At 61.6% G+C, this 25,590-nt stretch carries 26 protein-coding genes; 9 read left to right on the top strand and 17 right to left on the bottom strand.

The genetic code is table 11. From position 1 onward, the window contains the following. Positions 1–2: 2 nt before the first annotated feature. From AWB67_RS06245 to catA, 6 genes are all read right to left on the bottom strand, one after another. Positions 3–401: a RidA family protein gene (locus tag AWB67_RS06245; protein WP_087655379.1), complete on the bottom strand. Its 399-nt coding sequence runs from the start codon at positions 399–401 to the stop codon at positions 3–5. 29 nt (positions 402–430) lie between these two features. Then, positions 431–1,207 carry a benzoate diol dehydrogenase BenD gene (gene benD, locus AWB67_RS06240; RefSeq protein WP_087655378.1) on the bottom strand — a complete coding sequence of 259 codons (777 nt, stop codon included), beginning with the start codon at positions 1,205–1,207 and terminating at the stop codon, positions 431–433. Further along, positions 1,204–2,226, bottom strand: a complete 1,023-nt coding sequence (gene benC, locus AWB67_RS06235) for a benzoate 1,2-dioxygenase electron transfer component BenC (RefSeq protein ID WP_087655377.1) — start codon at positions 2,224–2,226, stop codon at positions 1,204–1,206. Before benC ends, benD begins: the two co-directional genes overlap by 4 nt. A gap of 38 nt (positions 2,227–2,264) precedes the next feature. Further along, positions 2,265–2,753, bottom strand: coding sequence for a benzoate 1,2-dioxygenase small subunit (gene benB / locus AWB67_RS06230; RefSeq protein ID WP_087655376.1), 489 nt, complete (start codon positions 2,751–2,753; stop codon positions 2,265–2,267). Further along, positions 2,750–4,108 carry a Rieske 2Fe-2S domain-containing protein gene (locus AWB67_RS06225; protein ID WP_087655375.1) on the bottom strand — a complete coding sequence of 453 codons (1,359 nt, stop codon included), beginning with the start codon at positions 4,106–4,108 and terminating at the stop codon, positions 2,750–2,752. Before AWB67_RS06225 ends, benB begins: the two co-directional genes overlap by 4 nt. 111 nt (positions 4,109–4,219) lie before the next feature. After that, positions 4,220–5,155, bottom strand: coding sequence for a catechol 1,2-dioxygenase (gene catA, locus AWB67_RS06220; protein WP_087655374.1), 936 nt, complete (start codon positions 5,153–5,155; stop codon positions 4,220–4,222). 177 nt (positions 5,156–5,332) lie between these two features. Between catA and AWB67_RS06215 the strand changes: the two genes are divergently transcribed. The 3 genes from AWB67_RS06215 (at position 5,333) to catC (ending at position 7,805) form a co-directional block, all read left to right on the top strand. After that, a complete protein-coding gene (locus AWB67_RS06215) occupies positions 5,333–6,253 on the top strand; it encodes a LysR family transcriptional regulator (protein ID WP_087655373.1) in 921 nt (306 codons plus the stop codon). 108 nt (positions 6,254–6,361) lie between these two features. Beyond that, complete coding sequence (locus tag AWB67_RS06210) at positions 6,362–7,492, top strand: muconate/chloromuconate family cycloisomerase (protein WP_087655372.1); 1,131 nt, start codon at positions 6,362–6,364, stop codon at positions 7,490–7,492. Positions 7,493–7,526: 34 nt separating this feature from the next. After that, positions 7,527–7,805 carry a muconolactone Delta-isomerase gene (catC, locus tag AWB67_RS06205; protein ID WP_087655371.1) on the top strand — a complete coding sequence of 93 codons (279 nt, stop codon included), beginning with the start codon at positions 7,527–7,529 and terminating at the stop codon, positions 7,803–7,805. 5 nt (positions 7,806–7,810) lie between these two features. On the opposite strand, the gene AWB67_RS06200 is transcribed toward catC, so the two are convergent. The 5 genes from AWB67_RS06200 to AWB67_RS06180 form a co-directional block, all read right to left on the bottom strand. Beyond that, positions 7,811–9,232 (bottom strand): purine-cytosine permease family protein, encoded by a 1,422-nt coding sequence (locus tag AWB67_RS06200; protein ID WP_087655370.1) that lies wholly within the window; start codon positions 9,230–9,232, stop codon positions 7,811–7,813. Positions 9,233–9,325: 93 nt separating this feature from the next. Further along, positions 9,326–10,489 carry an acetylornithine deacetylase gene (gene argE / locus AWB67_RS06195; protein ID WP_087655369.1) on the bottom strand — a complete coding sequence of 388 codons (1,164 nt, stop codon included), beginning with the start codon at positions 10,487–10,489 and terminating at the stop codon, positions 9,326–9,328. Continuing rightward, positions 10,482–11,159: a DUF1028 domain-containing protein gene (locus AWB67_RS06190; protein ID WP_087655368.1), complete on the bottom strand. Its 678-nt coding sequence runs from the start codon at positions 11,157–11,159 to the stop codon at positions 10,482–10,484. Before AWB67_RS06190 ends, argE begins: the two co-directional genes overlap by 8 nt. 10 nt (positions 11,160–11,169) lie before the next feature. Further along, positions 11,170–11,607: a RidA family protein gene (locus AWB67_RS06185; RefSeq protein ID WP_087655367.1), complete on the bottom strand. Its 438-nt coding sequence runs from the start codon at positions 11,605–11,607 to the stop codon at positions 11,170–11,172. 28 nt (positions 11,608–11,635) lie between these two features. Continuing rightward, positions 11,636–12,955 (bottom strand): flavin-containing monooxygenase, encoded by a 1,320-nt coding sequence (locus tag AWB67_RS06180; RefSeq protein WP_087655366.1) that lies wholly within the window; start codon positions 12,953–12,955, stop codon positions 11,636–11,638. A 228-nt stretch (positions 12,956–13,183) separates the two neighbouring features. Here AWB67_RS06180 and AWB67_RS06175 point away from each other — a divergent pair, with 228 nt between their 5' ends. The 6 genes from AWB67_RS06175 (at position 13,184) to AWB67_RS06150 (ending at position 19,816) form a co-directional block, all read left to right on the top strand. After that, positions 13,184–14,110 (top strand): LysR family transcriptional regulator, encoded by a 927-nt coding sequence (locus AWB67_RS06175; protein WP_087655365.1) that lies wholly within the window; start codon positions 13,184–13,186, stop codon positions 14,108–14,110. A 166-nt stretch (positions 14,111–14,276) separates the two neighbouring features. Then, complete coding sequence (locus tag AWB67_RS06170) at positions 14,277–15,425, top strand: SRPBCC family protein (protein ID WP_087655364.1); 1,149 nt, start codon at positions 14,277–14,279, stop codon at positions 15,423–15,425. A 26-nt stretch (positions 15,426–15,451) separates the two neighbouring features. Next, the gene (locus AWB67_RS06165; RefSeq protein ID WP_087655363.1) at positions 15,452–16,594 is read left to right on the top strand and encodes an ABC transporter ATP-binding protein; all 1,143 of its coding nucleotides are present in this window, start codon (positions 15,452–15,454) and stop codon (positions 16,592–16,594) included. A 38-nt stretch (positions 16,595–16,632) separates the two neighbouring features. Next, entirely contained in the window at positions 16,633–17,679 is a 1,047-nt protein-coding gene (locus AWB67_RS06160) for an extracellular solute-binding protein (RefSeq protein WP_087655362.1), read from the top strand. Between the two features lie 43 nt (positions 17,680–17,722). Then, a complete protein-coding gene (locus AWB67_RS06155) occupies positions 17,723–18,976 on the top strand; it encodes an ABC transporter permease (protein ID WP_087655361.1) in 1,254 nt (417 codons plus the stop codon). 12 nt (positions 18,977–18,988) lie between these two features. Continuing rightward, positions 18,989–19,816 (top strand): ABC transporter permease, encoded by an 828-nt coding sequence (locus AWB67_RS06150; RefSeq protein ID WP_087655360.1) that lies wholly within the window; start codon positions 18,989–18,991, stop codon positions 19,814–19,816. A 34-nt stretch (positions 19,817–19,850) separates the two neighbouring features. Here the strand turns inward: AWB67_RS06150 and AWB67_RS40760 are convergent, their stop codons facing one another. The 6 genes from AWB67_RS40760 to AWB67_RS06125 form a co-directional block, all read right to left on the bottom strand. Then, positions 19,851–20,000: a hypothetical protein gene (locus AWB67_RS40760; protein WP_159964798.1), complete on the bottom strand. Its 150-nt coding sequence runs from the start codon at positions 19,998–20,000 to the stop codon at positions 19,851–19,853. A 217-nt stretch (positions 20,001–20,217) separates the two neighbouring features. Further along, the gene (gene cls, locus AWB67_RS06145; RefSeq protein WP_087655359.1) at positions 20,218–21,480 is read right to left on the bottom strand and encodes a cardiolipin synthase; all 1,263 of its coding nucleotides are present in this window, start codon (positions 21,478–21,480) and stop codon (positions 20,218–20,220) included. Between the two features lie 142 nt (positions 21,481–21,622). Beyond that, positions 21,623–22,249, bottom strand: coding sequence for a 4'-phosphopantetheinyl transferase family protein (locus tag AWB67_RS06140; protein ID WP_087655358.1), 627 nt, complete (start codon positions 22,247–22,249; stop codon positions 21,623–21,625). Positions 22,250–22,770: 521 nt separating this feature from the next. Next, the gene (locus AWB67_RS06135) at positions 22,771–24,051 is read right to left on the bottom strand and encodes a TIGR02270 family protein (protein ID WP_087655357.1); all 1,281 of its coding nucleotides are present in this window, start codon (positions 24,049–24,051) and stop codon (positions 22,771–22,773) included. Positions 24,052–24,106: 55 nt separating this feature from the next. Next, the gene (locus tag AWB67_RS06130) at positions 24,107–25,087 is read right to left on the bottom strand and encodes a hypothetical protein (protein ID WP_087655356.1); all 981 of its coding nucleotides are present in this window, start codon (positions 25,085–25,087) and stop codon (positions 24,107–24,109) included. 17 nt (positions 25,088–25,104) lie between these two features. Beyond that, entirely contained in the window at positions 25,105–25,557 is a 453-nt protein-coding gene (locus AWB67_RS06125) for a DUF6392 family protein (protein ID WP_087655355.1), read from the bottom strand. Positions 25,558–25,590 lie beyond the last annotated feature (33 nt).

Below are 25,590 nucleotides of genomic sequence, written 5' to 3'. Positions count from 1 at the left end.
GGTTAATCAGCCAATACAGCGACAGCCTTGATCTCGACGATATAGCCCGCTGAACCGCCGAGCATATGCGCGCCCACCGCCGTCCACGCGGGAAGCGGGTCCGTAGTGAAGTAGCGGTCACGCACCTGCATGAACAACGGCAAGTCGCGCATGTCGGTGTGAAACGTGGTCAAGTCCACCACGTCGCTCAGCGTTGCACCTGCGGCTTCCAGCACCAGTTTGAGGTTCTCGAATGCCTGCACGATCTGCGCTTCGCGGGCTTCGACCAGTTGCATGGACAGGTCTCGGCCGATCTGCCCGGACACGTAAATCGTGTTACCTGCCTTGACCGCGGGCGCGTAGCGAATCTTCTCGTACACCGCTTCCATTCCGGCGGGGACGATGGCTTTGCGTTCGTTCATGAAAAGCGTCTCCTGCAAAAGATAATGGCTCAGCCCAAATCCCCACCAGCAACCGGCAATACTGTCCCTGTGATGTAGCCTGCCTCGTCCGAGGCGAGGAACAGAATCGGTGCGACCTGTTCGTCTATGCTCCCATAGCGCTTGAGGAACGTCGATTCCGTGACCTGTTTCACCGCTTCGCCCGTCCACGCCTTTTCCTGCTCGCTGTCGCCGGCGGTATTGCGCGGGACGCGACGTGGCGGCGCATCTGTGCCGCCCGGCGCCGTGGCGACCACGCGGATGTTGTGCTCGGCGTATTCCATCGCGAGCGACTGCGTCATCGCGTTGACGCCGCCCTTCGCAGCTGAATACGGCACACGCCGGATTCCGCGCGTGGCGTTGGACGAAATGTTGACGATGGTTCCGCCGCCACGCCCGATCAGATGCGGCAACACCGCATGGCATGCGTACAGCGTCGGCATCAGCGAACGGCGAATCTCCGCATCGATCTGTGCGGGTTCGAACTCGCCGAACGGACGCATGCGAATCGCACCGCCGACACCGTTGATCAGAATGTCGATGCCGCCGAACTTGCGCACCGCGAAATCCATCGTGGACTTCGCGCCTTCGTAAGTTTCGAGGTCGGCGACGAATCCTGCCGTGTCCGCGTCCTTCGCTTCGGCGGCCACTTCGGAAACGAAGTCCGCGCGATCGACGAACAGCACCTTGGCGCCCTCGGCCGCCGCACGCAGCGCCACGCTGCGGCCGATGCCCTGCGCTGCTCCGGTGACGACGATGACCTTGCCAGCAAATCGTTGTGTGCTCATGCGGCCCTCGGCGCGACGTTGGGCGTGAACTTCTCGTAGTGGAAGCTGTTCGGCTTCACGCCGGTGTCGTCGAAGTGCTTGCGCACGGCATCGACCATCGGCGGCGGGCCGCACAGATATACGTCGACGTCGCCATCATTCAGTGCGCCAGCGGGGATGTGCTGCGTCACCCAACCCTTGCGCGGATGGCTCGACTCCGATTCCGCCACGACCGTGGAGTAGCTGAAGTTTGCCAATTTCGCCGTGTACGCTTCGATTGCCTCGACCTGCACCAGATCAAGGTCCCGCGTCACGCCATAAATCAGGTGGACCTTCTGCTGGGATTCGGTGCGCACCAGCACTTCGAGCATCGACAGAAACGGCGCAAGGCCTGTACCGCCCGCGAGGAACAGCAACGGCCGCTCCACGGCGCGCAGATAGAAGCTCCCGAGCGGCCCGGTCAGTTCGAGCTTGTGGCCCGGTTGGGCGGCATCGAGCCACGTGCTCATCACGCCACCGGGAATGCGCTTGATCAGAAAGCTGATCTTAGACTGACCCGGCCCCGACGAGAACGAATACGAACGATGCTGCCCGCTGCCAGGAACATCGATGTTGACGTACTGGCCCGGCAAGAACACGGGCGCGGTTGCATCCACGTCCATTTCGAGCACGACGGCCGCGTCGTTATGCGGTTCCACCTTCGATACCGTCGCGGCGAACTTGCTCTGCTCGGTCTTGCACGCGGTGGACGACGCGGGCACCGAAATCACGCAATCGCTCGTCGGCACCATCTGGCACGTGAGGACGAGGCCGCTATCTTTCTCGTCTTCGCTCAGTGCGTCTTCGATGTACTCGTCGCCGAGGTCGTAGCGGCCGCTCTCGGCGCGGCACTTGCAGGTGCCGCAGACGCCGTCGGAGCAATCCATCGGCAAGTTGATCTTCGCGCGGAAGGCCGCATCGAGCACCTTCTGACCCGGCTTGCATTCGACGAAACGCGTCACGCCGTCTTCGAAATTCAGTGCAATGTTGTAGCTGGACATGTTGTCTCCTACCTTCAATTTCCTGCCGACACTCGACGTCACACGTGGTAGACGTCGAGCACCTGGCGGATGTAGTCGTTCTTCAACGCGATACGCTTGCTGGCAATCAGCAAGGCATCATCGACCCTTCGCAAGGTGACGAACATCGTGCCGAAAAATTGATCGGTCATCTTGTAGCGGTGGCTGAGCGTGTTGAAGTTGTAGCGCACGTCCACTTCGTTATCGCGTTGCGCCAGCACTTCCACGTTGGTCACGTTGTGGCTCGTACGCGGCTCAGGCATCGAAGCGCCGCTGCGCTCGGTCTTGATGCGAAACACACGATCTTCCAGGCCGCCGCGGTCCGGGTAGTACATCAGCGAGATCTGGCTCTCGTGGTCATCGGTGAGTTGATCGTCGTCGTCCCACGCCGGCATCCAGTAGGTCACGTCCTCGGCATAGCAGGCGAGCCATTCGTCCCATTGGCGGTCATCGAGCAGACGCGCCTCGCGGTACAGCACCGCGCAGATCTTTTGGTAATCGAAGCTCATGCCAGTGCCTCCGCTTGTTCTTTCTTCAGCGCGTCGCGCATCACGTTCACCCAATATTCGTGCTGAACTACGAAGAGACCTTCGTCTTCGCTACGCTCACCCGAGATGAGCGGCTTGATACCCATGTTCTTCGCGTTCGCGTCCGGCCCTTCGACCCACAGCGGCGCGCCGCGCGAAAGATCGTTCCACAACGCGGTGGTGCCGGCATAGCCAACCTGACACGCGCGGAACTCTTCGAGGTCGTCAGCCGTGCCCATGCCCGAGACGTTGAAGAAGTCTTCGTATTGACGGATGCGGGTCGCGCGGTCCGTTGCGTTCTCGCCCTTCGGCGCAAAGCAGAAAATGGAGACTTCGGTCTTGTCCACGCTGAGCGGACGTACCACCCGGATCTGCGTGCTGAACTGGTCCATCAGGAACACGTTCGGATACAGGCACAGGTTGCGAGTCTGGTTGACGATGAAATCCGCCTTGACTTCGCCGACACGCGCCTTGATTTCATCGCGGTATTGATACACCGGTCGCACTTCCGGGTTCATCGTCTTGGTCCACAAGAGAATGTGGCCGTGGTCGAACCCGTACACGCCCGCTACCGACTTGCTCCAGCTATTCGCATCGACCGCCTTCGTGCCGTCGACCTTGCGACGGTCCATCGTCGCGGCGTAGTTCCAGTGAACGGTGCTGACGTGATACCCGTCGCAGCCGTTTTCCATCTGCATCTTCCAGTTGCCGTCGTAGATGTACGAGGAGTTGCCGCGCAGCACTTCGAGCCCTTCCGGCGCCTGATCGACGATCTGGTCGATGATCACCTTGGTCTCGCCGAGGTAGTCTTCGAGCGGCAGGACGTCGGCGTTGAGGCTGCCGAAGAGGAAGCCGCGATAGCTCTGAAAGCGCGCGACCTTTCTCAGGTCATGCGAACCGTGCGTGTTGAATTGCACCGGATATTCGGTGGTCTTCACGTCCTTCACTTTCAGCAGCTTGCCGGTGTTAGAGAAACTCCAGCCATGGAACGGACAGGTGAAGCTGCCTTTGTTGCCGTGCTTTTTGCGGCACAGCATCGCACCCTTGTGGGCGCAGGCGTTGATTACCGCGTGCAGTTCGCCGGTCTTGTCACGAGTGATGACGATGGGCTGACGGCCGATCCACGTGGTGTAGTAATCGTTGTTGTTCGGAATCTGGCTTTCATGCGCCAGATAGACCCAGTTGCTTTCGAAGATGTGCTTCATCTCCAACTCGAACAAGTCGGCGTTCGTGAAGATGTCGCGGCGGCAACGGAAGACGCCGGTTTCCTTGTCGTCCTGGACGGCGGTGTGCAGCAGTTCATCCAGTTGCGTGGCTTTGTTGGTAATGACGGACATGTGTGCTCTCCATGCGTGCTCCAGACGATGGAGCGCTTGCAGTGGTATCGAATGATTCTTGCGAAGAATTGAGCGGCGGCAGGGTCGCTGATTAGCCGCCGCGTCGGGCGATTACGCCGTGGCTGAAGCACGCAGGCGGTGGACGCGCTGGTTGTCCTTGCCCTGAACCAGCGGAGTCAACTCGATGTCGAACTCGATGTCCTTGTACGTATCGTCTTTCATGCCGAGCGCCGTGCCGCCCGTCTTTTCGACGACATGCGGAATCAGGTCTTCACGGGTGGCGTAGGCGAAGTCGTCCCAGATCAGCGGGTCGCCTTCGATGTTGATCTGCGTCGTCAGCTTGCGGTACTTGTCGGTGGTGACGAAGAAGTGCACGTGCGCCGGACGGTTGCCGTGGCGCGCGAGCGTGTTCAGCAGTTGCTGCGTTGCGCCGTGCGGCGGACAGCCGTAACCCACCGGCATGAGCGTGCGGAATTCGTACTTGCCATCGGCACCCGTCTTGACCGCGCCGCGCAGATTGAAGTCGCTTTGCGCGCCAGTCGGGTCGAAGTGCGAGTAGAAGCCCTTCGAGTTGGCGTGCCAGCATTCGACCAGCGCATCGGCGACGGGCTTGCCGTCAGGGCCGGTCACCGTGCCGCGAATGACCAGCGGACCGGACTCGGCATCAGGATCGAGGTCGATCTTCGATACGCCTTCGCGCTCCGGCGCACCGGCGACGTACAGCGGGCCTTCGATCGTGCGCGGCGTGCCGCCGTTGATGTCGGCTTCGCGGTCCTCGGCGTCCATGCGGATGTCGAGATACTTTTCCAGGCCGAGGCCGGCGGCGAGCAACGCGGCTTCACCGTCTTGGCCGAGCTTGTTGAAGTAGTGGACGCCGGCCCAGATTTCATCGGGCGTCATGTCGAGGTCGTCGATGGCCTTGAACAAATCGCCCAGGAGACGCTGGACAATCTGCTTGGCGCGAGGATTGCCGTCCTGGCTGCCCAGATTGGCGGCGGCCTTCAGCAGGTCCTGCACTTCCTTCGTATCGAACACTTTCACGCTCATGATCGTCTGCTCCTGAATCTCTTTTCTGGTGGGGTTAACCCTTGATTCGACACCGGTATCGCTATGTTTAGAAGGTATAATCCGGTGCTGAAACTGAGTGTGAATGAAGAATAATGGACGCCCGAACAGGCAGTCCAACACTGATTTAGTATCGGGCCATATCCAGGAGGTATCGAGATGGAGTTGCGGCATCTGCGCTATTTCGTAGCTGTAGCCGAGGAACGCAATTTCACGCGCGCAGCCCAGCGGCTGCACATCGCACAGCCTCCTCTGAGCCGTCAGATACAACAACTGGAAGAGACCCTTGGCGTTCAGCTACTGGAGCGCAGCTCGCGCCCGCTGAAGCTCACGGAGACGGGCAAGTTCTTCTATTCCCATGCCGCGCAGCTGCTCGCGCAGACAGCCGAGCTCGAATCGATGACGAGGCGCGTGGGTACCATCGAGCGAAGTCTTTCAGTCGGTTTCGTCGGTTCGACGCTCTATGGGATGCTGCCGAAAATCATCCGGCGCTTCCGCGACGAGAACACCACCGTCGAGTTGAGCCTTCACGAAATGTCGACAATGGATCAGATTCGGGCGCTGAAGGATGGTCGTATCGACGTCGGGTTTGGCCGCATTCGGCATGAAGATGCGAATATCCGTCGCGTGATTCTTCGCGAGGAGAAAATGATCGTCGCGCTTCCGGAAGGCCATCCGCTTTCACTCGCGAAGCCCATCCTCGCGCTTCGCGATCTGCTCAACGAGACGCTTATCGTTTTCCCTAAGGCACCGCGACCCAGCTATGCGGACCAGGTTCTCGCGGCGTTCAAGGACCGCGCGCTCGAGCCGCGCAAGATATATGAAGTCCGTGAATTGCAGATTGCGCTGGGTCTCGTGGCAGCGGGAGAAGGCATCTCGATTGTTCCGAGCAGCGTGTACGGCCTGAAGCGCGACGACGTGAGCTATAAGGAGCTGGACGACCCGACGCTCGTCTCGCCGATCATCATGAGCATGCGCATGCTCGACGAATCGCGCGACATTCGGGAGATGCTCGAACTCATCTATCGGCTGTACGACGAGGAAAACATCGCCTATGTGCCGCGCACCGACCGGGGCTGATGACGCTGGATATACCCCCGGAGTATGGCACTAGACGTTAACGGTCTTGGACAAGGGTTTATCGGGCGCGCAATACTTCAGCAACCCCACCACTCCGCCCTTTAAGGTATGAACGCCCAAATCACCTCCGTCGAAGCGATTCTGGTTGACCTCCCGACCATTCGCGCGCATCAGCTAGCCATGGCGACGATGCAGCAACAAACTCTCGTCATCGTCCGCCTTCGCTCGAGCGATGGCATCGAAGGTATTGGCGAAGCCACCACGATTGGCGGCCTGTCTTACGGCGAGGAAAGCCCCGAAGGCATCAAGCTGACCATCGATACCTACCTTGCGCCTGCGCTCGCCGGTCTCGATGCCACGAACATCAACGCCGCGATGGCGAAGCTGAACAAGATCGCGCGCGGCAACCGCTTCGCCAAGAGCGCGCTCGAAACGGCGCTGCTCGATGCAGAGGGCAAGCGCCTCGGTGTTTCTGTCGCGACGCTGCTCGGGGGATCGGTGCGCAAGACGCTGCCGGTTCTCTGGACACTCGCGAGCGGCGACACGCAGCGCGACATTGAAGAGGCGGAGATGCTGCTCGCCGAACGTCGGCACAACACGTTCAAGCTCAAGATCGGACGTCGCAGCGTGCGCGACGACGTGGCGCACGTGTCCGCGATCAAGCGCGCGCTCGGCGATCGCGCGAAGGTGACGGTGGACGTCAACCAGGCCTGGAACGAAGCGGAGGCCGCGACCGGCATCGCCGCGCTCGAAGCTGCCGGCATCGATCTGATCGAGCAGCCGACGCCGCGCGAGCAACGCGGCGCGCTGGCGCGGCTCGCGGCGCGCTTTATCGTGCCGATCATGGCCGACGAAGCCGTCACAGGGCCTGAAGATGCGATCGAACTCGTGCGCGGCGCATGTGCCGATGTCTTCGCGCTGAAGATCGCGAAGTCGGGCGGGATCTACGGGATGCTGCGCACGGCGGCCGTCGCCGACGCGGCAGGCATCGCGCTGTATGGCGGCACTATGCTCGAAGGGAGCATCGGCTCGATCGCTTCGGCGCATGGCTTTAGCGCGCTGCCGCAACTCGCGTGGGGCACGGAACTATTCGGGCCGCTACTGCTTAAAGATGACATCGTGACGGCGCGTCCGCAATATCGCGACTTCGATCTGCACCTGCCGAGCGGCGCGGGCCTTGGGCTCGCCATCGATGAAGACAAGCTCGCGTTCTATCGCCGCGACAAGGCATCGGTTTGATATCTAACTTTAACGAGTAATTCGAGGAGACAACATGCTTTATCTGGTGAGAATGGACGTTCATTTGCCGCATGACATACCCGCGCCCATCGCGGAAGAAATCAAGGCGCGCGAGAAGGCCTACTCGCAAGACCTGCAGCGGCAAGGCAAATGGCAGCAATTGCATCGTGTGGTCGGCGAGTATGCGAACTACAGTGTGTTCGATGTCGATTCGCATGACGAGCTGCATACGCTGCTGTCAGGCCTTCCGCTCTTTCCTTATATGACGATGCAGGTGACGCCGCTTGCGCGTCACCCTTCGTCTATCCGCTGACGCGATTACCGGGCCGCATTCGGCGCGACAGCGGCATTCCGTTGCCTGCGCCGATAGACGGTATCGCGCGACGCCAGCCAGTAATACAGCGGTGACGTGAGCAGCAGCCCGATGACCCAGGAGAGATCGGCGCCGTCGAGATACTTGGGCACGGGACCCGAGTACATCGGCGTGTTCATGAACGGAATCTGCACGGCGATACCGATCGCGTAAGCCATCAGCGCCTGCGGATTGAAGCGGCCGTAGATGCCGCCGTCCACTTTGAAAATCGACTGGATGTCGTATTTCCCTTTGTGGATCACATAGAAGTCGATCAGGTTGATGGCCGTCCACGGCACGAGCACGACGAGCAAAGCAAGCACGAGATCGACCAGGTTGCCGACGAAATTCGTCGAAGCGCCGATCGCTCCGTAGCAACACGCCATCAGAATGACGACAGAGAGCACTGCTCGCGCCTTTGCCGTCGGAATCCAGCGATAAGCGAAGGTTTGCAGCGACGTGATGACCGCGAGCACCGCGCCGTACAGATTCAATGCGTTATGGCTGATCACGCTCAGCAGGAAGAGCACGAGCATCGGCAGCCCGAGCGGACCGGTCGCCAGCTTGACGGCATCCATCGCGTCCGCGCCGGGCGGGACCGCGAGCACCGCGACCGCGCCGAAGACGAACGCGAGCGTCGAGCCGATCGTGCAGCCAAGATAAGTCGCCCAGAACGTCGATGCGACGCGCACGCTGGCTGGCAGGTAACGCGAATAATCGGAGACGTAGGGCGCGAAAGCGATCTGCCAGAGTGCGGACAGCGAGACGGTCGCGAGCCAGCCGGCGAAGTTGAAGCCGCCGCGCGTGAAGAAGTCGTCGGTGGCGATATGCGTGAGAATGTAGCCGAAACCGATGAAGATGCCGATCCCGAGCACCCAGGTTCCGACGCGGTTCAGAATATGAATGAACCGGTATCCGATAATCCCGATCAGCCCCGATCCCACCGCGCCGATTACGATACCCACCGGCACCGAAACGGAGCTTTCGATGCCGTGAAGCGACTTCCCGGCAAGCACGATATTCGAAGCAAAGAAGCCGATGTACATCACGCCCGCGATCACGGTGACGAGCAGCGCGCCCCATGAGCCGAACTGCGCGCGGCTCTGGATCATCTGCGGGATGCCCATCTGCGGTCCCTGCGCCGAATGCAAGGCCATCAGCACGCCGCCGACGGCCTGACCGACGATGATCGCCACGATTCCCCACACGAGGTTCAAATGGAAGATCTGGACGCCGAGCGCGCCGGTCACGATCGGCAATGGCGCAATGTTCCCGCCGAACCACAGCGTGAACAAATCGCGCACCTTTCCATGACGATCTTCAGGCGGCACATAACCGATGGTGTGCTTCTCGATCAACGGTGAAGCATTGCGTTCTTTAGTATTCAAGTTCGTCTCCTGTTTTGCGCGGACGAGCGCGCTCGTTGTACGGTTGAGCCGTACTTGGGGCAGTCAAAGGTAGATGCTTCTACGCGGCGTCTTTCAGGACGGGTTGGAGAGGTAGTCGGCGAGGCGAGCCAGCATGGCATCGCAGTTGTTCAATTGCTCGACCGTGACGAATTCGTCCGGCTTGTGCCCTTGGTCCATGCTTCCGGGTCCGCACACCACCGTGGGAATGCCGGCCTGATCGAAGAGTCCGCCCTCGGTGCCGAACGCGACCGTGCCGAACTCCGTCGAGCCGGCAAGAAGCGCGAGCAAGCGTGCGGCTTCGCTGTTGGGCGGCGTGACCAATCCCGGATATGCGCTGAGCGCTTGCAAGCGTATGCCGGTATCGGACTTCACAGCACGCATCTTTGGCAGCAACTCGACTTCGGCGAAGGTCTGTAGTTCGTCGGTCACGCGATTCGCATCGAAGCCCGGAAGCGCGCGCACTTCGAAATCGAACTGGCATTCCGCGGGCACGATGTTGAGCGCTCGCCCTCCTTCGATCATGCCAGTCTGCACGGTCGAGTACGGTGGATCGAAACGCTCATCGTGATGTTCAGGCTGCGACAACTGCTCGCCGATCTCCTCCAGCCGGGTGATCAAGCGCGCTGCATACTGGATCGCGTTGACACCATAAGGCGCGTAAGCGGAGTGACACGCGGCGCCTTTGACATGGCACCGCATCGCCAGCTTACCCTTGTGACCTAACACCGGTTTGAGTTCGGTCGGCTCGCCGATCAGGCACAGGGCGGGCGTCACCGGACGCTTTTCAAGCTCGGCCAGCATCGGCCTCACGCCGAGGCATCCGACTTCCTCGTCATACGAGAAGGCGAGATGTACCGGCAGCTTCAGCGATCGCCCGATAAAGCGTGGTACCGCCGCCAGCACCGAAGCGATAAAGCCCTTCATGTCCGCCGCGCCGCGGCCGTAAAGCCGCCCGTCTTTCTCGGTGAGCGTGAACGGATCGAGCGTCCAGTCCTGACCATCGACAGGGACCACATCGGTGTGGCCTGAAAGCACGATACCGCTTCGGTCACGAGGACCGATGGTCGCGAAGAGATTGGCCTTCGTGCGCTCAACGTTGTAAAACAGCTCGCTCTCGACTCCAAGGTCAGCCAGATATTGCCGAATGAATTCGATCAGTTCGAGGTTCGAATCCCGGCTGACCGTCGCGAAGCCGATCAACCGTTCGAGCAGATCGCGGCTCGACATCTCATTCATTGCCGGGCACTCCATAGCTGGGCGCCGCTGTCGGATTCAAAGCGCGGGTCACGTAGTCCTGCATCTGCGGACGATACGCTTGCCAGAGGCTATCGAGCTGACCGATGGGGTCATCGTCGGCCCAGTCGACCCGCAGATCGACGATCGGCCAAATATGGTCGCCCGCAATTTTCAGCGCCGCCGAATGCACCGGCCCCGCTTCGCCACCGGCCGTCATTGCGGCGTGCATAGCCGCGAGCAGCCGGTCGGCGAGCGCGCCTTGCGTATTCTCAAACGCCGGGATCATCGCTTCGATGACGTGTGCACCCGCCAGCATATTGCCCGCTGCGACGCATTGCTTTCCAGCCACAGCGGTATATATCCCGAGCGCTTCCTTGCCACTGAAGAAGGTCGTGCGGCCTTGAGCATCGATCACCGTCACCTGGCGATACCCGCTGTATGCATTCGAACCGAGCGCACGGTCCAGCGCCGCTTGAGGATCGAGTTGCTTCGTTTCGAGTAAATCGAGAATCTGCGGACCGAGTGCAGGCAGCGTGACGTTCTGCGTCGCCACCGCGCCGACGCCTGCACGCACCCACGGGCATCGCGCACCCACGGCGATACTCGACGAGCTGATCGCGATTCCAAGCTGCCCGGATTCCTGGCAACGTCCGATGATGGAGAATGTCATGCGCTGCTCCTTAGGCCTGAGGCGGCGTCCAGCCATCCGGGATGACTGCGATCACATCGATCTCCATCAACCATTGCGGCTGCCCCAAAGCGCTCACGACGAGACCGGTCGAAATCGGAAACACGCCCTTGAGCCACTTGCCGACCTCCTGATACACCGGCTCGCGATAACGCGGGTCGGTCAGGTACGTCGTGGTCTTGACGATATGAGTCATGTCGCTGCCGGCTTCTTCCAGCAGTTGCTTTAGGTTCTTCATCGCCTGCTCGGCCTGGGCGCGTGGATCACCAAGTCCTACCAGATTGCCTTCGAAATCCGTACCGACCTGACCGCGCACATAGACGGTGTTACCGGCGCGCACGGCCTGACAAAGATCGTTGTCTAGCGTCTGGTTCGGATACGTGTCCTTCGTGTTGAACATGCGAATGCGGGTGTGCGTAGGCTGGGTCATTGATGTACCTTAATTCTAAAAGAATAAGTCAAGCGCAAACGTTGTGAACGCGTGGTGCGCTCTCATCGCTGTGGTCCTCTGCACGACGCTGCGAGGCATCCCGGTATTCGAGGTATTTGCGCTGCGTGACGATATGGTCGGCGATATGCCTGGCGTCGTGCCAGACGCCCCAGATGAAAGCGGAGCCCCGGCGCGAAAGCCATGGCAGCCCGAGGAAATAGATACCGGGCTCTTTGGACACGCCTCGCTGATGCTTGGGCTTGCCCTTCTCGTCGAACGTGTCGACATCGAGCCAGTTGAAATCCACCGCATAGCCGGTTGCCCAGATGATCGACGTCACGCCCGCTGTGGCGAGATCGAGTTCGCTGAGCGGATGCGTCATGCATTCCGGATCGGCGGGAATGATGCGGGCTTCTGGATCTTCCGGAAGGTCGAGACCGTTGCGGGCGACATAAGCGTCAGCCGCATTCAACAGCGTCAAGTAGTTCTCGTCGCCGCGCGCAATGTTCTCGGCGAGATCGGCTTCGAACATCACGACGCCGTCATCGAATGATTTCGTCAGACCAACCAGCGTGATGCCTTGATGCGCGAGTCGCCGGAAGTCCACCGTTTGACCGCCGCGCGCACCGCTCACTGCGATGGTGACGTGCTCCCTGCCCGGCCTCATGACCTCCGCGTCCCATTCACCGAGCACGCCCAGCCACCAGCAAAAATCGCGACCGCGATATGCGCGCGGCGGACGATCATGCGCCCCCACTGACAGATAAACCTGCCTTCCCGCACGCTGCAATTCATCGGCGATTTGCACGCCCGACGAACCCGCGCCGACCACCAACACGCCGCCTTCGGGCAACTGCGCGGGATTGTGATAGTCGGCGGAATGAATCTGCGTGATATTGCCGCCTTTAGGAGCAATCGGCGGAATGACGGGCCGTTGAAAAGGCCCGGTCGCGACGACCACGCGGTTAGCCTCGATCGTGCCTTCCGATGTATCGATCGTAAAACCCTGCCGCCCCGCATTACGCACGACCCGCTTCACCTCGACACCGGTGCGGATTGGCGCGTCGAACTTTCGTGCATAGGCGACGAAATAGTCCGCCACCTGATCCTTTGAGGCGAACCCGTCCTGGTCGACATCGTCGAATTCGAGATTCGGGAATCGATCGTGCCAGGCAGGACCGTTAGCCACCAGCGAATCCCACCGTCCCGTACGCCAGCGCTCGGCGATACGATCGCGTTCCAGTACAAGATGCGGCACGCCGAGCTTGCTCAGGTGCTCGCTCATGGCGATGCCGGCCTGGCCGGCGCCGACTATGAGCGTGTCGATTAAGGTACGTTTCACTGTCATGGCTATGTCCTTCTGAAAGGCGTTTAATTCGAAAGGGAGTGCGGCCTGGCCATAGCGGGGAGCTTAATCGCGTTGTCGCCGTAGGCCGTTTGTCATGGGGAAAATTTACGCCCCCAAACAGAATCCGAAAAATATATTTAAAAAATGCATAGCATCGGATTAGGCTATGCAAGGCAATTTGAGCGCGTCACAATGCGCTCATTCAAGGCTTGGTATGGAGCGTTGCCGATGGAAAGTCAGCCTTTGCGCTACTCGCTGCGGCAGTTGCGCTATTTCGTGGTGACAGCCGAAGTGCTCTCTTTCACCGCAGCCGCCAAGCGTCTGCACATCTCGCAGCCGTCGATTTCAACGGCGCTCGCGGACCTCGAAGTCTCGTTCGGCGTGCAACTCTTCATACGACATCACGCGAGCGGCCTCTCGCTCACGCAGGCAGGCCGCGATCTGCTAGGGCAAGCGCGCAATCTGCTGAAGATCGCCGAAGAATTGCAAATGGCCGCCAAGGAAATGGACGGCGGCGTGACGGGTTCAATCGCGCTGGGCTGTCTGGTTTCGCTAGCGCCGCCGTTGATGCCAGGACTCATCAGCCGGTTCACGGCCGAGCACGCGGGCATTTCGTTTCGCACCGTCGAGGCGCATCAGGACGGCCTGCTACGCGGCCTGCACGACGGTTCGCTCGACATCGCCCTAACCTACAGTCTCGATCTGACCGAAGAAATCGCTTTCACGCCGCTGCTTTCGCTGCCACCCTACGCGATTCTGCCGAAGACCCATCGGCTTGCCCGCGCGCGCAAGGTATCGCTTGCCGATTTGCTCCACGAGCCATATGTGATGCTGGATCTGCCGCATAGCCGCGAGTATTTCGCCGCGCTTTTCGATGCCGTGGGCACGCGGCCGGTACCCGCGTTTCGCTCGTCGCAGCCGGAGGTGGTGCGCGGCATGGTGGCTAACGGACTCGGCTTCAGCATCCTCAACTTTCCGCTGAAGTCGAACCGCACCGTGGATGGAGAAGACTTCGTGATTAAGCACTTCAAGGACAGCGTCAACGCCACGACGCTAGGGATCGCACAGTCGCGCACCATGAAGCCGCGACAAGTGGTGCATCGCTTTTCAGCGTTCTGCGAGACCTACATTCGACGGCTACATCTCGACACCTAAAAGAGCTGATGATTCGCCATCTGTATAGGAAAAAGCTTTGCTTTGTATCCGAAAACAATATTTTAACTGGCAATTTGGCTTGATAGATTGATGTCCATGATGAGCGTAACGCGGCAAGCCTCAAGCACTTGGCGCGCTCCCGAAGGAATGAAACACGGAGGGCTTCATGGCAGACCCGGCACGAACGACAGCAGTAGAAACGCTGGTGAACGACCTGCAAACCGGTTGCGAACGGCCATTCAGCGATGCACGCTCGATGCCACCGGGCGTCTACACGTCGCCTGAATTTCTGGCGCTCGAAGAAAGCACGATCTTTCGGCGCGAGTGGCAATGCGTGGGTCGCGCCAGCGCACTCGCCATGCCGGGCGACTATCTCACCGCGCAGATCTCCGGTCAGCCCGTAGTCGTGTTGCGCGACGAGACGAATGAAATCCGCGCGATGTCCAACGTGTGCCTGCATCGGATGTCGGTGCTGCTCGAAGGACGCGGCAATGTACGCCGAATCGTGTGTCCGTATCACGCCTGGAATTACAACCTCGACGGCGCGTTGCGCGGCGCGCCGATGATGGATCGGCAAGCGGGCTTCTGCAAGGAAAGCTATGCGCTGCCGCAGGTGCGCTGCGAGGTTTGGCAAGGCTGGATCTACGTGACGCTCGATACGAATGCGCCGCCCGTCGCCACGCAACTCGCCGAACTGGACACGCTGATCCGCGATTACGGCATGTCCGACTACATAGAAACCTTCTATGAAGAGCACGTCTGGGACACCAACTGGAAGATCCTCGCCGAGAACTTTATGGAGAGCTATCACCTGCCGATGCTGCATCGCGCGACGGTTGGTCCACACTCGCGCCTCGACGAGATGGAATGTCCGCCCGGGCTCGCTGCGTTCAACTATCACTGGATCACGAAGGAAGCGTCGCTGCCGATCGGCAACGCGCATCCCGACAACCAGCGTTTGCAGGGCCACTGGCGCAAGACGACCGCGCTTCTCGCGATCTATCCGACGCATCTCGTCACGCTGACGCCCGGTTACTTCTGGTATCTCGTGCTGCAGCCGCAAGGCACGGGCCGCGTGCATATCCGCTTCGGCGGCGGCCTCGCGCCCGAGTTCATCGCCGATCCTAAGGCGAACGATTACATGACGACGCTCAAGGCGCTACTCGACGAAGTCAACGCCGAAGACAAGCGTGGTGTGCAGGCGGTCTATCGCGGCGTTCAGGCGCCGCTTGCGAAGCCCGGCCATCTGAGCCATCTCGAACGGCCCAACTACGACTTCGCGCGCTATCTCGCAAAGAAAGTGTCGCGGCCATAAAGAACCATCGACAGGGTGCCATCACGATGTCAAACCAGTCCTTCATTTCGTTCTCGGGCGTGAGCAAGTCGTACGACGGCACGCACTATGTCGTCGAAGACTTGAACCTCGACGTTCGCAAGGGTGAGTTCCTGTCGCTGCTCGGACCGTCCGGCTCGGGCAAGACGACCACGCTCATGATGCTCGCGGGCTTCGAATCGCCGACGCAGGGCGAGATCCGCCTCGACGGCCGGCGTCTCGACGACAAGCCGCCGCATCTGCGCGACATCGGCATGGTGTTTCAGAACTACGCGCTCTTCCCGCATCTGACGATCGCGGAGAACGTGGCCTTTCCGCTTTCGGTGCGGCGCGTGAGCAGGAGCGACCAGAAGGCGCGCGTCAAGCGTGCGCTCGAAATGGTCGAACTGCCGCATCTCGCGAACCGGCGTCCTTCGCAATTGTCGGGCGGACAGCAGCAGCGCGTCGCGCTTGCGCGTGCGCTCGTGTTCGAGCCGAGCGTCGTGCTGATGGACGAGCCGCTCGGCGCGCTCGACAAGCGCCTGCGCGAGACGATGCAGTACGAGATCATGCGGCTGCATCGCGAGCTTTCGCTGACCATCGTCTACGTGACACACGATCAGGCCGAGGCGCTGACGATGTCGGATCGCGTGGCCGTGTTCTCCGATGGCCGCATCCAGCAGGCCGCCACACCCACCGAACTTTATGAAAACGCGCAGAACGCTTTCGTCGCGAACTTCGTCGGCGAGAACAACGGCTTGACGGGACGCGTCGTCAACGCAAGCGAGGACTGGGCGACGCTTGCGCTCTCGGACGGCAGCGTCATTCGCGGACGCTGCGAACTCGGCCTCTCGGCAGGCGACGAAGCGATGCTCGCGCTGCGCCCCGAGCGTGCGCATATCCCGAGCGCGGAAGGCACGCACGTCGACGAGCACAGCAACGTGGTCCACGCGCGCGTCGAGGAACTCGTGTATTGCGGGGACCATCATCGCGTGCATCTGAAGCTCGGTTCGCGCGATGACATCGTCGTCAAGCTGCCCAACACGCAGCGCCACGCGTTGCCGTCGCCCGGCAGCGCGATCGACATCGCGTGGCGCCACGACGATTGCAAGATCCTCGCGATGAACGCTTCACGTAGTGCGTCCACGCTCAATTCCGCCACACAGGCGTAACTTCCCTCTCACACAAGCTACCGCAGGAGCCTACCGACATGCGCACCAATATCAAAGTCCAATGCGCCGCACTCGCCATACTCGCGTTCGCCAACGTCCAAGTTCAGGCAGCGGAGACGCTCTCCGTCGTGACCTTCGGCGGCGCCTACGAGGCGGCCGCAAAGAAGGCGTATTTCGATCCGTTCACGCAAGCGACCGGTATCAATTTCTCCACCGAATCATATGACGGTGGCCTCGCGAAACTCTCCGCGATGGAGCAGGCGAAAAACACGACGTGGGACCTGATCGACCTCGAAACCAACGATGCGATCACCGCCTGCGACGAAGGCCTCCTCAAGAAGTTCGACAAGAAGCTGCTCGGCAAGACGAGCGATTTCATCCCCGGTTCGATCAGCGATTGTGCGGTGGCGAGCATGGTGTGGTCGACCGTTTATGCCTACGACGCAAGCAAGATGAAGACCGCGCCGACTACCGTCAACGACTTCTTCGACCTTGAGAAATTCCCCGGCAAGCGCGGGCTCCGCAAGTCGCCAAAGGTATCGATGGAGTGGGCGCTGATCGCGGACGGCGTCGATCCGAAAGATGTCTACAAGGTGCTCGGTACGCCGGCCGGCGTCGACCGCGCGTTCAAGAAGCTCGATACGATCAAGAAGAACATCGTGTGGTGGGAAGCGGGCGCGCAGGCGCCGCAGTTGCTCGCCGATGGGGCGGTAGTGATGACGCAGGTTTACAACGGCCGCATCGACGATGCCGCGAAAAAGGACAACAAGCCGTTCAAGGCCGTGTGGGATGCGCAGGTGTACGACTTCGAGTGGTGGGCGATTCCCGCGGGCGCGAAGCATGCGGACGCGGCGACGAAGTTCATCGTGTCGGCGTCGCAGCCTAAGAGCTACGCGGACCTCTCGAAGTACATCGCGTACGCGCCGCCGCGCAAGGACGCGATCCCGCTCGTCGACAAGCAGCGCCTTGCCGACCTGCCGACCGCGCCCGCCAACTTCAAGCGCGCCGTGCAGATCAACGCGAATTTCTGGGCCGACAATGCGGACCAGATCAACAAGCGTTTTCAGGTCTGGCTGACGCAATAACGCCACCGTTCGACGAGAGCCCACCTTGACCGCGACCAGCACCATGCCCACTCCGGCCCACGCCGCGGCCCCGGGCTCTCCGACGAGAGCCGGCGGCCGCGAGTCGTTTCAAAAGGCACGCCGCCGCGCGTCGCTGCAGGCGCTGCTGCTTGCACTGCCGCTGATCGTGTTCCTGCTGTCCACGTTCATTGCGCCGATCGCACTGCTGCTCGCACGCAGCGTGCAAAACCGCGAGGTGCCCGACAGTATGCCCGCGCTCACGCGTGCGCTCGATGCCTGGAACGCGCGTGGCGTACCGGACGAACAAACGTTCGCCCTGCTCGCTTCGGGACTCAGGCAGGCGCAGCAGAGCGGACAGCTCGGCACCGTCGCGCGTCGTATGAACTTCGCCCAGCCAGAGTTCCGCAGCCTCCTGATGCGCACGGCGCGCGGACTGCCGACAGATGCGCCCCCGGCATGGAAGCCCGCGCTGATCGAACTCGACGAGCGCTGGAATTCGCCTGAGATCTGGCGCCTGCTGAAGCGCGCTGCCACATCGCCGACACCCGACTACGTGCTCGCAGCCGTCGATGCCCAGGTGACGCCCGCAGGCTCCATCGCATCCGTGCCGGAGAACGCCTCGGTCTATCGCCCGGCATTCGTGCGCACGATATCGATCAGCGCCACCGTCACGCTGCTGTGTCTCCTGCTCGGCTATCCGGTTGCATGGTTGCTCGCCAATCTGCCCGCAAAAAGCAGCAACCGCCTGATGCTTTTCGTGATCGTGCCATTCTGGACGTCGCTACTCGTGCGCACGACCGCGTGGTACGTGCTGCTGCAACCGGGTGGCGTGATCAACAGCGTGCTGTCGGGACTCGGCCTCGTGAGCCATCCGTTGCCGCTCGTATTCAACCGCACCGGCGTGCTGATCGGCATGACGCATATCCTTTTGCCATACATGATCCTCGCAATCTATTCGGTCATGAAAAGCGTCTCGCCCGTCTATATGCGTGCCGCACAATCGCTCGGCGCGCATCCGTTCACGGCGTTCTACCGCATCTACGTGCCGCCGACGCTGCCGGGTGTCGGCGCGGGGTGCTTCCTCGTCTTCGTGCTCGCGCTGGGTTACTACATCACGCCTGCATTGCTCGGCGGCGCAGGGGACGAGATGATCAGCCAGCTCATCGCGATACAAACGAACACGCAGCTCAACTGGGGGCTAGCAGGCGCGCTCTCGGCGTACCTCGTGATCTTCACGGCGGTTTTTTATTTCCTGTTCAACCGGATCGTGGGCATCGACCGGTTGCGTTTCGGCTGAACGGAGGCACGCATGCAAGACAAACGCAACAGGGTGCTGACCGAACGCATCGCCGCGCGCTGGGTGCGCCTGCATACGGCGCTCGTTCTGTTCTTCCTGATCGCGCCGATCCTCGCGATCATCCCGCTGTCGTTCAATTCGGGATCGTATTTCTCGTATCCGTTGCAGGGCTTTTCGATGCGCTGGTACGAACAGGCGTTGACGAGCCCAGACTGGCAGCGGTCGCTCGCGAACAGCATCGGCATCGGCGCGGCATCTACGTTGATTGCGACCTGCCTCGGCACGCTCGCCGCACTCGGCCTGAGCCGCACGCAGTTTCCGCTTCGCTCGTTGATCATGCCGATCATCATCTCGCCGATGATTGTGCCGATCGTGGTCGTCGCCGCGGGCTTCTATCTGATCTTCGCGCCGCTCGGTCTCGTGAACTCGTATCCGGGCGTCGTGCTCGCGCATGCGGCGCTCGGCACGCCGTTCGTGGTGATCACCGTGACGGCGTCGCTGCTCTCGTTCGATCAGAGTCTATTGCGCGCCGCGTCCGGTCTCGGCGCGACGCCGTTGGTCACGTTCCGGCGCGTGACCTTGCCGCTCATCACTCCGGCCGTCGCGACGGGCAGCGTCTTCGCCTTCGCTACCTCGTTCGACGAAGTCATCGTCATTCTGTTCATCGGCGGTCCGGATCAGCGGACCGTGCCGCGGCAGATGTGGAGCGGCATCCGCGATTCGATCGATCCTTCGATCCTCGCGGTTGCGACGATGCTGATCGTGTTCGCCGCGTTGCTCTTCGCGAGCATCAACTGGCTGCGCGGACGCGCGGCGGCGGCGAGTCAGGCGATGGTTTGAGTGACGGGCGACGTGTGAGCGTTGGCACCACCCGCTACACGAGCCGGTAGCACACGACCCGGATCATCTCCCACAACTTCGCGATGCGGCGCGCGCGCTTCGTATCCGGGGCAGGCATGTCGGCATGGTGAGGGCTATATTCCTGCGCTGGCCGAGGTTGCGAGACGAGCAGTCCGATGTACATGGCGATCCTCCGGGCGTGAGCGTCGGAAGCTGGCAAAGTGCTCTGCCCGTCTCCGATGTTGACTGGATTACGGCTGGAACGCGAGAAGCTGAAGGCGCTTTTGCCATCGCTTCCCGCGTCCTGACGTTTCCGTAGTGTGCTCAGCCAGCCCGGTCTCGCAAACCCGCATGAAGGCCCCCCGCGAACGTAGGAAGGGTTTACCGCCAGCGTCGCGAATTCAAAGCTGCGAATCGAGCAGCGCAACAGTCCGCTCGATGAGTTTCTCGATCAGCGGCCGGCGATTCCAGTCTTCCAGCGTGACGCGTTTCGATTGTTTGATGTCGTCGGCGAAGATGGCGATCTGCGCCTTGGCGAAATCGCGATCGTAGATGTTGAGGTTCGCTTCGTCGTTGAGCTTGAACGAGCGGTTGTCGAAATTGGTCGATCCTACCGAGACCAGCAATTCATCGACGATCAGCAGCTTGCAGTGAAACATCGTCGGCTGGTATTCGTAGATCTCCACGCCCGCCTTCAGCAAGTCGCCCCAGCCCGCGCGCGACGCTTCGCGCACGGTATGCGTGTCGATGTGCTTGCCCGGCGTCACGATCTGCACCTTCACGCCGCGGCGCGTCGCCTCGACAATCGCGTTGATCGTGAGCTTGTCCGGCACGAAATACGCGCTCGCCAGATGAATCGTGTGCGTCGCCGCCGTGATCGCCATCAGGTACATGAGCTGCATGTCGTCGCTGCCGCCCGAGGGCGAACTGCTGAACATGTGCGCGACGCCCTCGCCCACCGGCGCGATCTCCGGAAAGTAATCGGGTCCGTGCAGCACGTCGCCGGTCGCCTTGATCCAGTTGTCCATGAAGACGGCCTGCATGTGCCCGGCGACGGGCCCTTCCACCCGAAAATGCGTATCGCGCCAGTGTTTCTCGTCCTGGGCGTGACCGGTCCACTCCTCCGCGATGCCGACGCCGCCCGTGAATCCGGTATGTCCGTCGATCACGAGCAGCTTGCGGTGAGTGCGATCGTTCATCCGGCCGAGGCCGGTGATGCGCGGCTTGTGATACTGGATCACGTCGGCGCCGGATTCGCGCAGCATCTGCAGATAGCGCTTGTCCATCTTTGACGATCCGACCCAGTCGAGCAGCACGTGCACCGCGACGCCCGAGCGCGCCTTGTCTGCAAGCGCGGCGGCGAACTGCTCGCCGATCTCGCCTGACCAGTAGATGAACGTTTCGAACGTGATGGTTTTTTGCGCGGAGCGGATGCCTGCAAGCATCGACGGGAAGATTTCGTCGCCGTTCAGGAGCACCTCGAAGCGGTTGCCGGAAACGACGGGTGGACCGAGGAGGAGGCTCATCGAGCGGGGGAATTGCGGGTCGTCGCTTGCGTAGAGGCGCTCGATGTTGTGCTCGATCTGCTTCTCGCCGCTGATCAGATTCGCGGCGATCAATACGATGACAAGCGTGGCAAGCGCAGTGATGACGATGGTCAGCATGCTCGTTCCGGTGCCTTGTTGGTGATGTTGGAGGGCGCAACGTCGACTTGGGCGGTGTGGAGCAGCATGTTTCGCGCCTGCGGGTGCAGCGCGCCTTGAGCGCCTGCCGCATCTTATCGCGGCGCTTCTCGACGGCGCAGTCTTAACCCTGCCATCCGAACGCTTCGACGCGGGTGATCGGCTGCTGCGTGGTAATCACGGCTCGAATCGAACCGGGCATCGGGAGTTCGAGGCTATGCCATACGTCTTTGGCAACGGTCGGCATTGCGAGTCCGCATCGCTTTGCTCGTTCGAGGCTTATCTGATGCGCGCACTCGATCGGATCGTCGTGCGGCGGCGGTGAGAGCGTGAGCGCGGGCGACGTATCCATTTGCAGCGGGTTGACCAGCCCGACACCCACCGGCGTCCCGCTGGCTGCGATCACGGTCCAGATGCCAGCCTGCCTGTAATCCACGGCGAGCGGCCTTCCATGAGGCGGATGAGTGACGACGAGCCGGTCGTCAGGAAGCTCGTCGAAAACAATCCCTCCGGGTTCGCAGACGAGCATCTGAGACACCACAAGCCGCAATGCAGCCCTGGCAAGACCGAATCGCTTGCTGTGCGTCGCGTAGGGACGCGCCTTGATGCGCGTGCGCTCCGCACTGGAGAGCCATTGACCTATGTTGGTCGCGGAGATCTGCCGCCAGGCGCCGGGGAGTCGCCAGATGAAAAGCTCGTGGGCCGCAGGAATGCGGGCGCCGCCCACATGCGATTGAGCGAGCGGATGCACTCTCCATTGGGCGGACTCGCTTGCAGGGCGCGTCGTTGTGTCAGGGCGTGTGGTCATTCGAATGATGGATCGGAGCCGCCGACCGACGATGCTGTGGAAGGTGCGAAGCGGTCGTGGCACGTTTGCGCTGGTTAAGCACACGCATCGCCGTAAGCGCGATGAAATGTTTGGGCGCCGTCGCCGGCAGTCTGCACGATGAGACTTAGGTGAAACACAGGGGGCGGCGGATGCGCGGGCTGCTTACATGGAGCTTCGGGAGGGATGCTGAGGCCGGTACTGGCTTCAGGGGTTTGTCGTCGGACGAATATTCGTTGCCGGGCCTGAGATGGCGTCCCGCGGGCGGTGTCAAGTCATTCGAACTCGCATAACGCCGCTCGAATCGCCCGGAAGGCGCGATGCCTTCCGCGGCACTCGACGGGCACGGCCTCAGACGCGGCGCTTGGCAGACGGTTGAAACGCGTCGATGACGTTTCCTATTCGGTCGAACGCCTTGCCCATCTCGAATGCCGGCGCCACGACAGTCACCCCACATCGGTCGCCCGGCCTTGGAGCATGCGGAGCTGGCGCCAGCCGGGCGCGCTCGTCTGAAACAACGGCCGGTCTGCGACCAGCAACGACAGATAAAGCGCAGCCACGGAGCGCGCTTCCTGGCAGCCATCGACCAGCGCCCGCTCACAACACGCGATGTTGGGAGGCTCTCCCCAAAACAAACGCTTCGTCCCGACGAATCGATGCTTGTTCGCAGCCCACCAGGAGTCGATCCTGTCCACGTCCGGCCACGCCTTTCCCGCGTCCGGGTCCGCGGGCACTGCATCGTTCTCCAGCAACCCGGCCGGCCGGTACTCATAGTCCTCGGGAGCTGGCCGATCCAGACCCTGGGCGGCAAGATCGGCGCCCGTAATCAACGAAAACGCTCCGCCCGCCACGCGGGCGGTTTCCGGAGCTTCCATGTGCCTGATGAGCCAAGGCACGTAGTCCACCAGTCCGGCCAACCCGCTCGCGGCAAGCACCCGTCGCAGGTCGCGTGTTTGCTCCGCGAGCGCACGAAGCATCGTCCTGCAGTCGGTCGGTTCCGATACCATGAGCGCAAGCCTGCGCGCCGGTTCCGTCGCGGGCAGCGCATTCATACCAAGACGGGCCAGCGCTCGCAGCGCGCGGTCCCTGTCGCCAAGAACAACCGCTGCCCATGCCGCCCAGCCGGCGCACGACGGATCAACATCCAACAGATGCACATGACAGTTGGCCAGCATAGAACGTGCCTTCAGTGTGCCGACGGCGCGCAATGCCACGGCACGAACCTCGCTGTTGGAGTCCTCGCACAGATCGACGAGCGCATTGGGAGGGCTCACCTGATGTGCGATGCACGCGAGAAGCGCGGCACGCCGCGCGCGCGGGTCCGTCGAGCAGAGCATCGGCGCGACGATACCCCGCAGATGCACGCCCGAAACCCAGCCGAGCGCCGCGAGGCATCCGCGCTCATCGGCGCGGTGTCGGGCGCCGCTCAAGAGCGCCAGGAACGAGGCGCTGTCGGCGGATTCCAGCGCAAGAACCGCGGCGGCGAAAGTGTCGGCACTGGAAAAAACAGGGTCTTTCGCGGCGGTCATCGCGAGATCCCAGCCGGCGCGGCCGGCGACCCTCAGGCCGTCGACATGCGCCGCCATGCGCTCGTCGAGGCGCACGATCGCCCGTAGCGTGACGCCGCCGGTGCAAAGCATCTGCCAGCGCTGTACCAGCAGGTGAGCGGTTTCCTCGAGGTGCTGCCCGACGACATGCGACAACACGAGTCCAATGTCGTCGGTCATCGGGAACTTCGGTCGAGCGTCTGACAGCGGCGCTGGCGCTTCATGCGACCCCTCCTCACCAGTAGCCGGGCGTCATTACGCTCACTCTGAGCAGCCTGTTATCGAGATTGCTGTAGTTGACGCTCAGGCTGAAATCGTCGAAGTGCCATACGGCGTAACCGCTGAAGTCCTCGTCGTAACGCTCGGCCGGAATTGCAGCGATCTTCTCCATCATGATCGACTGCGTGTCCTCGAAACGAAGGCCGAAAGGCAGTGCTCCGGTCCACTCGCGAGCGTCGAGTTCACGGGCGGCGAAGAATGTCACCGAAGCGAACGCCAGTGAATGCGCGAACGCAGGCTCGGTTGCCCCAAAGCGGCCCGCCTCAGTGAAATACAACTCGATGCCATACGTCAGACGCAAATCCGCGACGCGCTCCCTGCGCACGTCGTCGAGATGACGGTCGTAGTGGAGCGACGCGAATGTCTCCCTCAGGCGCCGGCTTGACCAGCGCAGGCCGAAGGCGTTGACGAACGACGATACCGTCAACCCGGGCGCCGGAAGATCCGGCAGCGGCGGCCACGGGTCGTACGGAACGTGAAAGAAGAGAGATTGCACGCTGCGATGATCGTCACTGTACGCGACGGTCAGATCGAAGAGCGGCAGTTGCCAGACATCGCGGACATAGCTGCGCAGCCTTGCCTGCAATCGGGACAGTTTTTCGCGCACGCGCTCCCGGTCGTCGGTCAGGCTGAGTCCGTAAGGCAGCGGGTACGGGAAGGGTCGTGTGACCGGCGTATCACCGTAGAAATATAACTGCGTCAGGATCAGCGGACCTGGCCGGCGCAATTCCTCGCGAAGCGCGCGGACATAGGCTTCATCCTCGAAGCCGAACTCGAGGCCCGTTTCGCGCACCGGCACCCAGTCGACGTAGCTCTCCTCGTCATCTGGATCGAGTTCCGGCTGCACGCCGTTCGCGAACCGCGCGAGGCTCTCCTGTACGCGCGGGTCGTCGACGGGCAAGCCGACAAGGGCAAGGAGGTCGTCAGCGGTGGTCACGATTTGGGTCGCGCCGGTCAGGCATCCTCGAGCGGGGCGCCGACATGAACGAGACCGATAGCCGTGTTCTGTGCCCGGTATTCGACGGTGATGCAGAAGCCATCGAACTCCCACACATCAGTCGACATGTCTTCGTCAGGCAGGTCAGGCGGCCCGAGCCTGGCAAGCACCTGGTCGCGCGAATCGTCGAATGTCAGGCCCTTGGGAAGTTGTCCGGTATAGGCGTCCATGCCTTGCCCCGCTGCTCCGGAGTAAAACTGAACGTCGTTCAAGTACAGCCTGCTGCTCTTCTCGTCTTCGGACGATTCGAACACGAGAATGAGCCCTTGCCGGCGCAGTTCGATGTCCACGTCGACTTCGTCGCGTTTCAGCTTGGGCGGCTTATTGACTCCAAGTTGAGCCAGCAGTTGTTTCACGCTGGGATCGTCGTCGCGCTTCCCGAGATAAGAGATAAAGTCTTCTGCGTTCACGAGTCCTCCTCGCCTGTGTGAAAGGTATTCCTA

Source organism: Caballeronia terrestris (genome assembly GCF_001544515.1).
Classification (GTDB): Bacteria; Pseudomonadota; Gammaproteobacteria; order Burkholderiales; family Burkholderiaceae; genus Caballeronia; species Caballeronia terrestris.
The sequence above is the reverse complement of the archived record's forward strand: the minus strand, read 5'-3'. Positions and strand labels throughout refer to the sequence as shown.